This is a genomic window from Mesorhizobium sp. GW821-FHT07A06, from assembly GCF_059419085.1.
Window position 1 is genome coordinate 342,285 of the sequence record NZ_JBWKRC010000006.1, and the last position, 14,567, is coordinate 356,851.

Below are 14,567 nucleotides of genomic sequence, written 5' to 3' on the forward strand. Positions count from 1 at the left end.
GGTATCGATTGAAGGTCATTCGTCGACCTCCTGGCGCTGCCGGCGCACCTCGCTTTGCATCCTCAAGCGCGACTTGGTCGACTCCTTGAACTCGCCCAAAGCGACCTGTCGGACGGCATCGCTTTCGATGTCGTTGATGCGCGTCATCGTGCCGGTGGCGTGCTTCTCGTTCTGTGGCGGGCAGACCTTAAACCAGCCGGTGACGAACAGCTCCTCCGTGTCGTCGTCGTAGGCGATCAGGCAGGCCTCGACGAGCTCGTCCAGATGGCGCCGATACTCGTCCGCCATCCATCCGAGATCGGCCAGCGCATAGCCTACTGGCAGGCTGTAGGCGCCGGCGCTGTTCTGGTGCGAACAGGTGATGAAATACACCAGCAATAGGCGCGCGCGGTCATTGGCGAGAGCCAGGAAGCGCTTCGATCGCCACAGGGCCGACGAGACCTTGCTGAACTCGCGCCGGCTCATGGGCGAGCCTCCCGATAGGCCGCCATTTCGGAGCGGGCGAAGGCAATCATTTCATCGCGTTCGGCAAACGGGATCGACTGACGGACGATCTGCCGACGCGGGTTGTTGCCTTCGATACCCGACGCCATCACCTCCGCTATGAAGGCGATATAGAAGACGGGCATGCTGTCGACGATTAGACAGCCGTGGCAATCCGGCTTTTCATCCTTTTTCCAAGTCTGAAGAAAGCCGCCGGTAAGTGACCCAGTCGACCACCACATCATGACATCTGGTGGACCGTCTTCGCTTTCATAGGAGATGAACGTTGCCCAGCCTGGATCCGGCATAGCCGCCACTGCGGCGTCGATCTCCTCAAGTGCATCGGTTAGCCCGACGATCGACAGATAGTCGGTGCCGATTCCCGACTTGACGATGCGCATGTAGCGTTGTGCGGATCGAGGCGAAATGCCGGCCGCTTCCAGGAAGGCTGTCCACTCACCATGCGCACAAAGCTCTTTCGCCTCGACCAGCGATTTGCCCATGACGATGATGCAATCAGCCGACATCCGCTGGGCCTGGGTAAAAACGACACTGGCGTTTTTGATTTCAGCGGCAAGCACCGGCAGGCGGTTACTGTTCGGTATTTGTTGACGATCTTGCAGATTTACAGCGTTTTCTTGAACAATGGTCGCGGATGCGGTATGGTCCTGATCGTCGATCCGGTCCCAACCTTTCGACTGCCCTGATGAGCCCGCCGCCTTGCCCGCGGCGGGTTTTCGCTTTTCTGGTGCCATCAGTGCGCCCTCGCCAGTCGGAGGGCGTTGGCAAGCCTGATCGCTTCGATCGCTTCCGGGGTTGTCAGGCCGTATCTTGTCCGCAATTCGGGAACGCAGGCCTGGCCGGAGCGCTCGCGCGGGCCGGCGAGATATTCGGCCGCGGCGCGCACGGCCTCATCGGGTTGGAGGTCGAACTGTTCCATTATGCCGCCTCCCCGGAAATCAAGGCGTGAAGCTGGTTCGCATCCGCGACCCATTTGTCGCCAATTTTCTTGGCCGGAAGCAGGCCACGCTCAAGCAGATGAAACGTCTGCCTGGGGGTTAGCCCTAACTCTTTGCCAATTGCTTTGGCGCCCCAAAGCGGGCGCGACGTCACCGGACTATCATTCATTCCGCTATCTCCATTTTCGGGACGTTCTTTTCAAGAAGTCCGTGACAATGTTCTATAACGGTTGTGAACAAACGGAAAGACTGGTAAAGCCCATATGCAATCGCGGTCCGAATTAGCGTGACGGAGAAAAAGGTTGATACCGATAAAGCTTGACTGGAAACGGTGCATCGACGGCGTCGACGTCTACGAGGAAACGAAGACCGGAAACCCTTATGAGGGTCCCTTTGCAGCACCTGCGAGCAAGCGCTTTCGTTCGGAAACACACGACATACCGAACCTGGAAAACACTATCTCCGTGGCGTTTGCGAACGTGAGGAATGAAACGGACGCGCTAGCCTTCATCCGTCGATACGGAATGCCTGCGGAGATTTCCGAAGTCTCGCTAGAGGCGATCGCATTCGCGGCAAGGCAAATCCGCAAGCTTCTGGCGCCGGCCAACGAGACCGACATGGTCAGGAAAGCAAACCAAGCGCTCGAAGACATCAGGCTGACGCCGGCTTTTGATCGAGAGGGGCCGGGTGGCAGTGCTCGGCTGGTTATGAAACCGGAAAGCCTGAGCGATCTCATGCAGATGGAGGTCGCGTTTGCCCACGAAGCTGGCGCCGTGCTGGCAACCTGTGAGCAATGCAGCAAACATTTCCTGACTGGCCCGCTTACCGGCCGGCGATCCCATGCGAAGTTTTGTTCGGACAGGTGCCGAAAAGCAGCGATGCGCAAGAGGAACATGCAAAAGGGAGACCGCTAAGATGTCCATCCGCAAGCGCATATGGACGAACGGCAAGGGCGAGGAAAAAACCGCCTGGGTGGTCGACTATGCCGACGGCAAGGGCGTTCGCCGGCTGAAGACCTTCGCCAAGAAAAAGGACGCCGACACCTTCGCCGCAACAGCCAAGGTCGAGGTCAGGGCAGGGTCACACGTAGCTGACAGTGCGAGCGTCATCGTGAAGGCTGCGGGCGCCTTCTGGATTGCCACGGGCGAACAGGACGGGCTCGAGCGGTCATCGATCGACCAGCGCAAGCGCCACTTGCAATTGCACATCGAGCCGTTCATCGGGCAAACGCTTCTGTCACATTTCACCGTCCCGGGCGCCCGCGAGTTCGCCGACAAACTGCGCGAGAATGGCCGCTCTCCGGCTATGGTTCGAAAGGTGATGGGTTCGTTGGCGTCCATCTTTTCAGACGCACAGGAACGCGGCCTTGCTACCCGGAATCCGGTCAAGGATCTCCGCGGCGCCCGCCGGAGAGGCAAGGAACGCCAAGCCGACAAGCGTCAGAAAAGCAAGCTGAAGATTGGCGTCGACATCCCGACCCGTGAGGAGATCAAGGCTATCGTCGGCGCCGCGACGGGCCGCTGGCGTCCTCTGCTGATCACCGCGATTTTCACCGGCATGAGATCGTCAGAGCTGCGCGGCCTTCGCTGGCAGGATGTCGATTTCGAGCGTGCGCAGATCAGCGTGCATCAGCGCGCCGACGACTATGGCGAGATCGGCCGGCCAAAATCGGAAGCGGGAGAAAGGACGATTCCGGTTCCGCCGATGGTCATCAACGCCCTGCGAGAATGGAAGCTCGCCTGCCCTCGCCGCCTGACTGGCAACGACGTTGACGGCAATCCGGTGAGAGAACTGCACTACGTGTTCCCGACGGGAAGCGGCAACATCGAAAGCCGGTCGAACATGACCAAGCGCGGTTTCCTGCCGACCCAGGTGCTGGCCGGCGTGACTGTGCCGAGCGATGAGCGAGACGACGCTGGCGAGGTAGTAATGGTGGGCAAGTACGGCGGCATGCATGCCCTACGCCATTTCTATGCCTCATGGTCGATCAATCGGCCGCAGGACGGCGGGCTCGGCCTTCCGCCGAAGGTGATCCAGGAACGGCTCGGCCATAGCTCGATCATGATGACGATGGACGTCTACGGGCACCTGTTCCCGCGCGGCGATGACGCCGACGAAATGGCTGCAGCCGAACGCTCGCTTTTGGGGTGAATGCGACATAGGCGTGACATAGAGCCAGATTATGCAACAAAATCAGCATTCGCACCAAGCATCATAATCCTGGGGTCGGGGGTTCAAGTCCCTCTCCCGCTACCATTTGGTCAACAAGATCAATCAGTTACGTGAAAATCCGCTACCGCCAGCCACACTGATTACTCTCACTCACATCGACGCCGCGAACCCGCCAGTCGCCCCGTGCAGACAAATGAGGCTCGACAACAGTGCCCTACTCGGCAGCCATTGCTAGCCGCTGTTCCGGTTCCTCTTTCGAAGCCTCCTGGATCTCATCCGCGGTCGGCTTGATCCGGAACCACGCGATGTAGAGCGCGGGAAGGAAGAGCAGGATTAACACCGTGCCGGCCGCTGTTCCGCCGATCAGCGTATAGGCCATTGAACCCCAGAAAACGGAGTGCGTGAGGGGGATGAAGGCCAGCACGGCTGCAAGTGCTGTCAGGATGACGGGCCGTGTGCGTTGCACCGTGGCCTCGATGACAGCGTGATAGTCATCAATGCCGGCAGCACGGTTTTCCTTGATCTGTTCGGTCAGGATCAGCGTATTGCGCATCAGGATGCCAGCCAGTCCTATCATGCCCAGAATGGCGTTGAACCCGAAGGGCTGGTTGAAGATGAGCAGCATCGGCACGACGCCGACAAGGCCAAGCGGCGCCGTCAGCATGACCATGAACATCGTCGAGAAGGATCGCACCTGCAGCATGATGACGATCAACATGGCGGCTATCATAGCTGGGAAGACCTTGCCTAGCGCGGTGTTGGCCTTTTCAGCCTCCTCGATCGATCCGCCCATTTCGATGCGATAGCCGGCCGGAAGGGACGCGATCAGCGGCTGAAGGGCCTTCATGATCTGCTTGGAGACCTCGGGAGGCTGGCTCGCCTCATTGATGTCCGCGCGGATCGTTACAACGGGCATGCGGTCGCGGCGCTTCAGGATTGGCTCCTCCTGACGGATTTCCGAATGCCCGATCTGGTCGAGCGGAATCGAGCGGCCATCTCGGCTAACGAGTGAGAAATCCGCCAGACGTGCCGGATCCAGCCGTTCGCCGCCGGCGCTGCGCGCCACGATGGGGACATTGCGAATGTCCTCGCGGACCTGGGTAACGGGGATGCCGGTGAGAAGGAATTGCAGTTGCTGAGCCACCTCCGCCGACGAGAGGCCGATGAGGTTCAGTCGATCCTGATCCGGGACAAAGCGAAGCACGGGCGTGCGATTGCCCCAATCGCGGTTGGCCTGTCGCACGTCCGGGACGCCCCGCATGATGTCGAGGGCCTTTTCGGAAATGCTGTAGAGTTGTGTGGCATCGGGTCCCATGACCCGGAACTCGACCGGGAACGGCGTATAGGGACCGAACACGAGCTGCGTAACGCGGACATACGCCTCGGGTGCAAGCCCCTGCGCCACCGCCTCTCGGAGCCGGTTCTTCAACGCCTCACGCGCCTCGGCGTCCGGGGTCAGCACGACGATCTTGGCGAAAGCGGGATCGGGAAGTTCCGGCGCCATTGCGAAGAAGAAGCGCGGAGCGCCCTGACCGACATAGCTCGTGACGATCTTGGCCTCGGGCTGTCTGTCCAGCCAATGTTCGAGCTTCTCGACCGCGGCAGTCGTTGTCTCGATGCTACCACCTTCCGGCAGGCGAACCTCCACCAGCACTTCGGGGCGATCGGACGTCGGGAAGAACTGCTGTTTGACGGCGCCCATCCCGATGACGGAAAGCGCGAAGGCGATGCCAACGATACCACAGGTTACGAATTTATGGCGCACGGCAAAGGTGATGGCCCGCCGTAAACGTCGATAATTGCGCGTGTCGTAAATAGCGTGGTGACCGCCTTCGACCGGTTTGATCGCCGGCAGCATCTTGACACCGAGATAGGGCGTAAAGACCACCGCGACGATCCAGGAAACGATGAGGGCGAACCCCACAACCCAGAAGATGTTGCCGGCGTATTCGCCCGCCGTCGAGCGCGCAAAACCCACCGGCACGAAACCGGCGATCGTCACCAGCGTTCCAGACAGCATCGGCGCCGCAGTGTGGCTCCATGCATAGGCCGCCGCCTTGATGCGGTCCATGCCCTCTTCCATCTTCACCACCATCACCTCGATGGCGATGATGGCGTCGTCCACGAGAAGACCAAGCGCCAGGATGAGGGCGCCGAGCGTGATGCGATCGAAGAACCGGCCAGTTTCCAGCATGATGAGGAACACGACGGCAAGCGTCAGAGGAACGGCAGCCGCTACGACGATCCCGACGCGCCAGCCCATGCTGAGCAGGCTGATCAGCAGCACGACGCCGAGCGCCATAGCGAACTTCAACATGAACTCGTCGACCGCCGAAGTGATGTTGACGGCTTGGTCGCTTACCTTGTCGAGCGTCATACCAAGCGGCAGGGTCTGTGCGATCGCGGCAGTCTTGTCTTCTAGCGCCTTGCCGAGCGCGCGACCATCCCAGCCTTCCTGCATAACCGCTGCAAGCATGATGGTGGGCTCCCCCTGACGGCGGATGAGGTAGGTAGGAGGGTCTTCGTAGCCGCGGCTGACGTAGGCAATGTCGGAGAGCTTCAGCGTTCGACCCCCAGCGACAATCGGCGTGTCCGCGATCGCCTGAACGCTGTGATAGGCGCCGTCGACCCGAATGAGGAGGCGTGGCCCCAGGGTATCGATCGAGCCTGCGGGCGTGACGGTGTTCTGCCGCTGCAAGGCAGCGGCGATGTCCTGTGCCGACACGCCAAGGGTTGCCAGTTTGGCGTAGGAAAACTCGACGAATATCTGTTCGGGACGTTCACCAAGGATGTTGATCTTCTTAACGCCTGGCACGTGCAGGAGGTCCTGGCGGATTACCTCCGCCTGCCTCGCCAGTTCCCGCATCGGCATGCCTTTGGCCTTCAGCGCATAAAGGGCGAAGCTCACATCCGAATACTCATCGTCCACGAAGGGGCCGAAGACGCCGGGCGGCAGGTTGGGGGCCTCGTCGCCGAGCTTCTTGCGAGCCTGGTGGAACTCCTCCTGCACGACGGATGACGGTGTGCTGTCCTTCAGCGTGACCGTCATATACGCGTAACCTGGCCGTGTCGTCGTCTCCACCCGGTCGTACCAGGTCAGTTCCTGAAGCCGCTTCTCCAACGGTTCGGCAACGAGGTCCTGCATCTCTCGCGCCGTCGCGCCCGGCCACGCCGTCGTAACCGTCATGGTTTTGATGGTGAAGTTCGGGTCCTCCGCCCGGCCGAGCATGAGGAAGGCGCAGGCACCGGCAGCCACCAGCAAGAGGATGAAGAACAGCGTGACCGCGCGTTCGCGAACGGCGATCGCGGAAAGATTGAAGCTCATCAGTTGCTCCCGCTTTCGGACTCGGTCCGGACGCGAGCGCCTTCCTGGAGGAGGTGGGCGCCGAGCGACACAATGGGAGCGTTGGAGTTCAATCCGGAGATCACAGCGGTTTCGCTGGTTACACGAACAAGCTGGACGGGCTGAAAGTGTACGGTCGAGGTGGCGCTGTCCAGCACCCAAACGCCGGTCTTGCGGCCGTCATCAAGCACGGCTCCCAGTGGCACCTGGACCTCTGGCTGTTTCATCTGGCTTGCGAGCCGAATGGTTACCGTCGCGCCAAGCGGTGCTGCGGCAGCCTCACCGTCGAGCACATAGCGGGCCTCAAACGTGCGGGTCTGGGCATCGGCCGAGTCCGACAACTGCCGCAAATGCGCTGAGTAACGACGCTCATTGCCAGCGTACACGCTGGCTTCGGCCACCGAGCCGATCGCCGGTCGGATCGTTTCGGGAAGTGCGACGACTGCTTCGCGCGGGCCGGCCTTCGCGGTCCGGATCACTGGCTGGCCGGCAGCGACGACCTGCCCCGGCTCGCCAAGCGTTTCAACCACCGTTCCATCCGCATCCGCTAACAGGACTGCATAGGCCGCCTCGTTCTCGGCAACCCGTGCATCGGCTTCGGCGGCGGCAAGTTGCGCTTGGGCTGTATCCATCGCAGCCTTCGCCTGCTCGTAGCGCTGCGGTGTCACCCACCCACTGCCAAGCAAACTGGCGTATCGCCGTTCATCAGGCTGTGTCTGAGCGACTGTTGCTCGCGCTGCCGCAACTGCATTGCGTTTCGCCGACAGCGCAAGGCCCAGGTCGGTATCGTCAATCCGCATCAGCGGCTGACCGGCTTTGACCTCCTGACCGACGTCCACCAACCGTTCCACGATCTTGCCGGGAACGCGAAAGCCGAGATTGCTCTGCACCCTTGCCGCGATAATCCCGGTGAAGCCACGTTCCGATTCGGTGACGGGCGCTGCCGACACAAGCCTGACGAATGGTGCTTCCTGCCTTGGGTCGGTCACCAACGGAGCTTCCCGCGCAGGAGTGGCAAGCGTGGCGAATGCCGCCGCCCATGATATCGCGGTCAGGGTCGATCCCAATACTACAACGGTTCTCTTTTTCACACCCATCGCCTCATCTCGAAATAGATTGCATTCGACCGCTATACTGATTATAGATTACGAACGCAATCAAAAAGGAGAGCGATCATGCGAGTAAGCCGAGTTCAAGCTGCGGAAAACCGCGAGACCGTCATCAATGTGGCAAGCCGGCTTTTTCGCGAGTGTGGCTTTGACGGCATCGGCCTCAAGGATCTGATGAAGGGTGCCGGCCTGACGCAGGGCGCCTTTTACAAGCAATTCGCGTCAAAGGAGGACTTGGCGGCGCAGGCGTCCAGGCGGGCGATGGAGAGCGCCACCCACAGGTGGTCGGCGGCAACTGCGGCAAACCCTGAGAATCCGCTCGACGCAGTGATCTCATTCTATCTCAGCATGGATCATCGCGGAGAGAGGATGGACGGCTGCCCGGTCGTTGCGCTTGGCTCGGATGCCGCCAGACAGGGCGCCGAGGTGAAAGCGTCATTCGAGGCCGGGATCGGGGAATACCTTGAAATGCTCGGCAGTTGGGTTGGCGGGGCCGACAATGATGAGGCCGGCGGCAAGGCCATGGCCATTCTCTCGACGATGGTCGGCGCGGTGCTCCTATCGCGGGTCGTCAACGACCCCAACCTCGCGCAGGCCTTTCTGGATTCGGCAATCGATCGGATCCGCGAAGCAGTCGCCGCTTGAACGGCGTCGGCAGCGCTGTCCGCGCACCAAAGTGACAGGAGAATAGATGCGACGGGTTGTTGTTACAGGCATGGGGACCGTCACGCCCCTTGCCGCCAGTGTCGAAGCGTCATGGTCGCGCCTGCTGGCCGGGCGTTCGGGTATCCGTAGGCTTCCGGACGATGTGGTGCGAGACCTGCCGTCGAAGATCGGCGGCGTGGTGCCCTCCTTGGAAGAAGATCCGGACGCCGGTTTCGATCCCGATGTCATCCTGTCTGCGAAGGATCAGCGCAAGGTGGATCGGTTCATTCTCTTTGCGCTGGCTGCCGCAGAGGAGGCGCTTGCACAGGCGAAATGGAAGCCTGCCTTGGAGACGGATCGCCTGCGCACGGCAACGGTCATCGCTTCGGGGGTCGGCGGGTTCCCCGCCATCACAGAAGCCGTGCGTACGGTCGACCTGCGTGGCGCCCGCCGCCTGTCCCCTTTTACGGTGCCGTCCTTCCTGGTGAACCTCGCAGCAGGCCAGATCTCAATCCGTCATGGCTTCAAAGGTCCGCTCGGCGCGCCAGTGACGGCGTGCGCGGCCGGCATCCAGGCGATCGGCGACGCCGCCCGTCTCATCCGCGCGAACGAGGCTGATATTGCCGTGTGCGGGGGAACGGAAGCATGCATGAACATAGTCAGTCTCGGTGGGTTTGCTGCGGCACGCTCTCTTTCAACCGGCTTCAATTGGGGGCCGGCTCAAGCCTCGCGTCCCTTCGACATATCGCGGGACGGCTTCGTCATGGGCGAAGGAGCCGGCGTGCTGGTCATCGAGGCGTTGAGCCACGCGCTGGCGCGCGGCGCAACACCGCTCGCCGAACTCGTCGGCTACGGCACGACGGCGGATGCCCACCACGTCACTTCTGGCCCCGAGGACGGCGGCGGTGCGCGCCGGGCCATGGAGATCGCGATTGCCCAGGCAGGGATTTCGGCGCGCGAGGTTCGTCATCTCAATGCGCATGCGACCTCCACGCCAGTCGGTGACCTGGGTGAAATCGAAGCGATCAAGAGCGTATTCGGGCGCGATTTCGCGATAGCTGTCAGCGCAACGAAATCGGCGACCGGACACCTGCTGGGTGCGGCCGGCGGGCTTGGTGCCATTTTCGCGATCCTAGCGCTCCGGGACCAGGTGGCACCACCGACACTCAATCTGAGCGCTCCCGATCCGGCTGCGAACGGCATCGACTTCGTCGCAAACGAGCCCCGGCCAATGGAGATGGAATACGCGATCTCCAATGGCTTCGGCTTTGGCGGCGTGAATGCCAGCGCCTTGTTCAGGCGCTGGACCGCCCCGGCGGCCCGACGCGAGGGCCAGGGGCGCTAATGATTGGCACCTTTCACACCGACCTTTCATGCTTCTCCAACTCCGATCCAACACGAAGAAAGAAATGATCTCCATGAACAAGACCAATCCTGGCGTCGCCCTGGTGACAGGGGCATCTTCCGGCATCGGGCGGGCTACCGCCGAAGCCTTGCTTGGCGCTGGCTTTCGCGTATTCGGAACCAGCCGTCGTGGAGCCTCCAACCAATCCGACAGCGTTACCATGCTGACCTGCGACGTGACCGACGACGCGTCCGTTGCGAAAATGGTCGATGACGTTCTGGCCAAGGCCGGACGCATCGACCTGCTTGTCAACAATGCCGGCATGGGTCTGTTTGGCGGAGCGGAGGAGTCCTCGACCGCCCAGGCTCAGGCGCTGTTCGACGTGAACGTCTTCGGCGTCCTTCGCGTGACCAACGCGGTGTTGCCGGCAATGCGACGCCAAGGGAAGGGCAGAATCGTCAATTTGAGTTCGGTACAGGGGTTCATCCCCGCTCCCTATTTCGCGCTTTACGCGTCGACCAAACATGCCATCGAGGGCTATTCCGAATCGCTCGATCACGAACTGCGCTCGTTCGGCATTCGCGTGTCGTTGGTGGAGCCCGCCTATACCCGTACGTCATTCGAGGACAATCTCGCCGCGCCCGATCAGTTGCTTGATGTCTATGACTCCGCGCGCGCTGGCATGACCATAGCCGTGCGGAAATCGATGGAAAAAGGCGATGCGCCCGAAGTGGTAGCCGAGACCGTTTTGGCGGCAGCGACGGATCCCGCGCCCAAGAGGCGCTATGCGGCGGGCAAAATGGCGCGCCAAGTCAGTCTCCTACGCCGCTTCGTGCCCGCGTCCGCATTCGACAAAAGCCTTCGAAAGCAGCTCGGGCTGCCGGTCTGACGATTTCGGTTGCGGGCAATTCAAAATGATCCTCATCCAAGACAACGGAGCAGGAACCGCCGATGCGATGAGTGTTGGGAAAGGCGGTAGCGCCCTCCCGCATCGCGAAAAGTGTTACTATGTGTCCGGTACGTTCCGTCACCTATGTCTCGGGTCACTCACACTGCTTTGACGCCGTCGGGTACTCTCGCCCAGGGTCGGGTACTCTCGCCCAGGAATGCGGTGAGACGCTCCACGACTTCGACTTCCCGATCACCAATGAGGTCGAAACACAGAAACGACCGTCTCAATGCCGATCGACACCGTGTAGCTGTTCGCACCAGTGGGAATCCTGGCTCGCGAAGCTGCGATTACTCGCTCAATATGATCCCGGATGCCACGATTTGCGCTGTGCGCTCGGTTAGCTTTTCGCGTTTCACAAGCGTGGGTCTGACGTAGGTTTTCTTCATGGTCACGCTCCGATGGAGTGGCATCGGCATTAAACGACCTCGGCGCGGCGACGTTCCATGGGACCCGGCAAGGCGACGCTGGAGTATGCAGCGCCGATGTTTTTGCCCAGGCCAATCCCGTGGCGCAGATGTCTGTCCAAAGTGCTGACCGAGCCATGGGGCGCCACTGCGGATGCGAAGCATGATCGGCCGCATTGCCTTCTGCAATCGCGCGCTGGATAGTCCCGGCAATGTTCGACACCATTGCGACTCACTGGACCCAAATCCTGGCAATCATCTCGGTGGTGATGGCGACCTTCGGCATCGCCCACGCCGTCATGACCAAGGAAGATGTCCGCGCCGCCACCGGCTGGGTCGGCGTGATGGTGCTTTCACCGATCCTCGGCGTGCTGATCTATGCCGTGGCCGGCATCAATCGCATTCGCCGCGCCACGATCACCGCGCAGCGCCCGCTTGCCGGCGATGCGGTGGCCGCCAAGCACGAGCGTGACGTCGCTGCCGAGGAGGCGCTCATTGTCGAACGGTACGGGCAGCGCTTCACCGGTCTGCGGACGCTGGGCGACAGGGTGGCGCGGCGCGCGCTCAACCCGGGCAATGCCATCGACGTATTGGAGACCGGCGACGAGGCCTATGCCGCCATGTGCGCGGCGATCGATGGCGCCGAACGCAGCCTCCTGCTCGAGACTTACATTTTCGACAATGACGCCGTCGGCCTGCTTTTCGTTGAATCCTTGGCCGGTGCCGTCCGGCGCGGCGTCACCGTTCGCGTGCTGATCGACGCCGTCGGCGCGCGCTATTCCGTCCCCAGCATCCTGGGTCATCTGCGCAAGGCCGACATTCCCGCCGACGTCTTCAACGGCAACATCGTCATGGGCCTGCGCCTGCCCTACGCCAATCTCAGGACCCACCGGAAGATCCTTGTGGTCGACGGCACGGTTGCCTTTACCGGCGGCATGAACATCCGCAAGGGGTTTTCCGCCGAATTCGCAGGCTCCAACAGCGCAAGGGACACGCATTTCAAGGTTACCGGGCCTGTCGTCGCCGACCTGTTCTCGGTTGCCGCCGAAGACTGGCGCTTCGCCACCAACGAGGCCCTGAAGGGCGATGCCTGGCGAATTGCCCCGCTGTCGCCGCCACCTGGCAAGCCGATGCTGGTGCGGGCGGTTGCATCCGGGCCTGATGCAAGCAATGAGACCAACCACAAACTGCTGATCGGGGCGTTCTCGGTCGCGCGCAAGTCGATTCGCCTGATGTCGCCCTATTTCCTGCCGGACCGGGAGCTGATCAGCGCCTTGATCACCGCCGCCCGACGCGGCGTCGAGATCGATGTCGTGGTGCCCGCGGTGAACAATCTGTTCCTCGTCGACCGCGCCATGACCGCGCAATTCGACCAGATCCTGAAGAACTATTGCCGCATATGGCGCACGGCAGGACCATTCGACCATTCCAAGCTGCTTTCGATCGACGGCGTGTGGGCGTATGTCGGCTCGTCCAATCTCGACGCCCGGTCGTTGCGGCTCAACTTCGAGATCGATCTGGAGGTCCTTGACGCGGGCTTTGCCCACGAGATCGAAACCCGGATTGGATCGGCAATCGAAACGGCCATGCCTGTCACTCTGGACTCCCTGCGGTCCCGGCCCTTCATCATCCGGCTGTTCGACCGTATCCTATGGCTGGGATCACCCTATTTGTAGAAAGGCCTGACTTTAACAAAACGACGTGTTTGGCGGATAGTTTGACGTCGATCATGGAACATAGGCGCAAAGACTCTATTTGAAGTGCATGGCGAAGGCAGCAGAAACGGCAAGCACACGATGCGAATGAACGGACGCAGCCTTCCGGCAAGCATGCTTTTGACCATCCGTGACCGGCGGATGCGGAAAGCAAACGCCGCTGCGCACAAGGCGACCGCCGCCACCGGCACGCTGGTCGCTTCCTACAACGTCCATAAATGCATCGGTGTCGACCGGAAGTTCGACCCTGAGCGGACCAGCCGCGTCATCCGCGAAATCGACCCCGATGTCATCGCCCTGCAGGAGGCGGACAACCGTTTCGGCGACCGAGACGGCCTCCTGGATCTGCCCCGCCTCGAGCGGGAAACCGGCCTCGTGCCGGTGCCGATTTCGGCCACAGGCAAGGGTCACGGCTGGCATGGCAATGTCCTGCTGTTCAAGAGGGGTGTCGTTCGTGACGTGCATCAGATCAGGCTTCCAGGCCTGGAACCGCGCGGCGCGGTGGTGGCGGAGATCGACCTCGACGGAAACCGGACATTGCGCGTCATCGCCGCCCATCTCGGCTTGCTGCGCCATTCACGCTCCCAGCAGGCTCGCGTCGTGCTGGACATCATGAGCAGCGCCGATGAGAAGCCGACCCTGCTGCTTGGCGACCTTAACGAATGGCGGCTTGGGAACCGCTCCGCGCTCAACACGCTGCATGCGACTTTCGGGCCGCAACCGCCGGCGGTCCCCACCTTCCCCTCCAACCTGCCGCTGTTGGCGCTCGACCGGATCATGACCAATCGGCACGGAATGATAGCGGCGGTCGAAGCGCACGATACGCCGCTATCGCGCGTTGCCTCCGATCATCTGCCGCTTACAGCCTTCGTTCGCCTGGATCATATGGTTTCGGCCGATCACACCACAATATCTAGAGCATGATGCTGAAAAATGTGAAGCGGTTTTCGGAAGACATCATGCTCTATCTATTTGATTTAGAGGCGGATTCAGATTTCCGGTCGACGCGACCTGAAATCATCCGGCTCTAGGCGTCGCAAAGCGTGTAGATTGACAGTGGAACGCTCGGTTCCTCCGCGAGTTGATATGTCGAGTTTAAGTCTGAACTCGCAGGAGGACGAAATGAAAAAATTGATTTTAGCTTCCCTCTTGGCATTGACGGCGACAGCGGCAGTCATTGCGCCAACGCAGGCCGCCAGCGTGATTATCCAGTCCGACGACGGCAACCGATATTCACCGGATGATGAGTCCGATAATGGCGGAATTATTGTTCGCCGGCACCATGACCGCCGCTACGACAATCAGTATGATGGCGACCAGAACGTCCAGTATGAAGGCGAATATCGGCGCCACCACCGGCATCACCGCTGTCACACCGAAACGGTCGTGCATTGGCGCCATCACCACAGGGTGATCGAGGACGTTCGCGTCTGCGGCTAA

General features: G+C 61.2%; 14 protein-coding genes. 8 read left to right on the plus strand and 6 right to left on the minus strand.

All coding sequences use genetic code 11. The annotated features are described in order from the left end of the window. Positions 1-15: 15 nt before the first annotated feature. The 4 genes from AC07SZ_RS21715 to AC07SZ_RS21730 are packed head-to-tail and all read right to left on the minus strand — an operon-like array spanning position 16 to position 1,611. Complete coding sequence (locus AC07SZ_RS21715) at positions 16-465, minus strand: hypothetical protein (RefSeq protein WP_494915757.1); 450 nt, start codon at positions 463-465, stop codon at positions 16-18. After that, positions 462-1,238 (minus strand): DUF3102 domain-containing protein, encoded by a 777-nt coding sequence (locus AC07SZ_RS21720; RefSeq protein WP_494915759.1) that lies wholly within the window; start codon positions 1,236-1,238, stop codon positions 462-464. Before AC07SZ_RS21720 ends, AC07SZ_RS21715 begins: the two co-directional genes overlap by 4 nt. After that, positions 1,238-1,423 (minus strand): hypothetical protein, encoded by a 186-nt coding sequence (locus tag AC07SZ_RS21725; protein ID WP_494915760.1) that lies wholly within the window; start codon positions 1,421-1,423, stop codon positions 1,238-1,240. Before AC07SZ_RS21725 ends, AC07SZ_RS21720 begins: the two co-directional genes overlap by 1 nt. Further along, entirely contained in the window at positions 1,423-1,611 is a 189-nt protein-coding gene (locus tag AC07SZ_RS21730) for a DNA-binding protein (RefSeq protein WP_494915761.1), read from the minus strand. Before AC07SZ_RS21730 ends, AC07SZ_RS21725 begins: the two co-directional genes overlap by 1 nt. A gap of 133 nt (positions 1,612-1,744) precedes the next feature. Between AC07SZ_RS21730 and AC07SZ_RS21735 the strand changes: the two genes are divergently transcribed. Both AC07SZ_RS21735 and AC07SZ_RS21740 read left to right on the plus strand, forming a co-directional pair. Continuing rightward, on the plus strand, positions 1,745-2,356 hold the full coding sequence (locus AC07SZ_RS21735; protein ID WP_494915762.1) for a hypothetical protein: 612 nt from the start codon (positions 1,745-1,747) through the stop codon (positions 2,354-2,356). 1 nt (position 2,357) lies between these two features. Then, positions 2,358-3,593, plus strand: coding sequence for a tyrosine-type recombinase/integrase (locus AC07SZ_RS21740; RefSeq protein ID WP_494915763.1), 1,236 nt, complete (start codon positions 2,358-2,360; stop codon positions 3,591-3,593). Between the two features lie 235 nt (positions 3,594-3,828). Here the strand turns inward: AC07SZ_RS21740 and AC07SZ_RS21745 are convergent, their stop codons facing one another. Together AC07SZ_RS21745 and AC07SZ_RS21750 are read right to left on the minus strand one after the other, a co-directional pair. Beyond that, on the minus strand, positions 3,829-6,939 hold the full coding sequence (locus tag AC07SZ_RS21745) for an efflux RND transporter permease subunit (protein ID WP_494915783.1): 3,111 nt from the start codon (positions 6,937-6,939) through the stop codon (positions 3,829-3,831). Continuing rightward, complete coding sequence (locus AC07SZ_RS21750; protein WP_494915764.1) at positions 6,939-8,054, minus strand: efflux RND transporter periplasmic adaptor subunit; 1,116 nt, start codon at positions 8,052-8,054, stop codon at positions 6,939-6,941. Before AC07SZ_RS21750 ends, AC07SZ_RS21745 begins: the two co-directional genes overlap by 1 nt. Before the next feature lie 78 nt (positions 8,055-8,132). Between AC07SZ_RS21750 and AC07SZ_RS21755 the strand changes: the two genes are divergently transcribed. From AC07SZ_RS21755 to AC07SZ_RS21780, 6 genes are all read left to right on the plus strand, one after another. Next, positions 8,133-8,711, plus strand: coding sequence for a TetR/AcrR family transcriptional regulator (locus AC07SZ_RS21755; RefSeq protein WP_056578144.1), 579 nt, complete (start codon positions 8,133-8,135; stop codon positions 8,709-8,711). Between the two features lie 46 nt (positions 8,712-8,757). Continuing rightward, positions 8,758-10,056, plus strand: coding sequence for a beta-ketoacyl-ACP synthase II (fabF, locus tag AC07SZ_RS21760; RefSeq protein WP_056578146.1), 1,299 nt, complete (start codon positions 8,758-8,760; stop codon positions 10,054-10,056). Positions 10,057-10,129: 73 nt separating this feature from the next. Then, positions 10,130-10,945 (plus strand): oxidoreductase, encoded by an 816-nt coding sequence (locus AC07SZ_RS21765; protein ID WP_494915765.1) that lies wholly within the window; start codon positions 10,130-10,132, stop codon positions 10,943-10,945. Positions 10,946-11,624: 679 nt separating this feature from the next. Then, positions 11,625-13,088: a phospholipase D-like domain-containing protein gene (locus AC07SZ_RS21770; protein WP_494915767.1), complete on the plus strand. Its 1,464-nt coding sequence runs from the start codon at positions 11,625-11,627 to the stop codon at positions 13,086-13,088. Positions 13,089-13,208: 120 nt separating this feature from the next. Beyond that, positions 13,209-14,051, plus strand: a complete 843-nt coding sequence (locus AC07SZ_RS21775; protein WP_081295210.1) for an endonuclease/exonuclease/phosphatase family protein — start codon at positions 13,209-13,211, stop codon at positions 14,049-14,051. Between the two features lie 198 nt (positions 14,052-14,249). Next, positions 14,250-14,567, plus strand: a complete 318-nt coding sequence (locus tag AC07SZ_RS21780; protein ID WP_494915768.1) for a hypothetical protein — start codon at positions 14,250-14,252, stop codon at positions 14,565-14,567.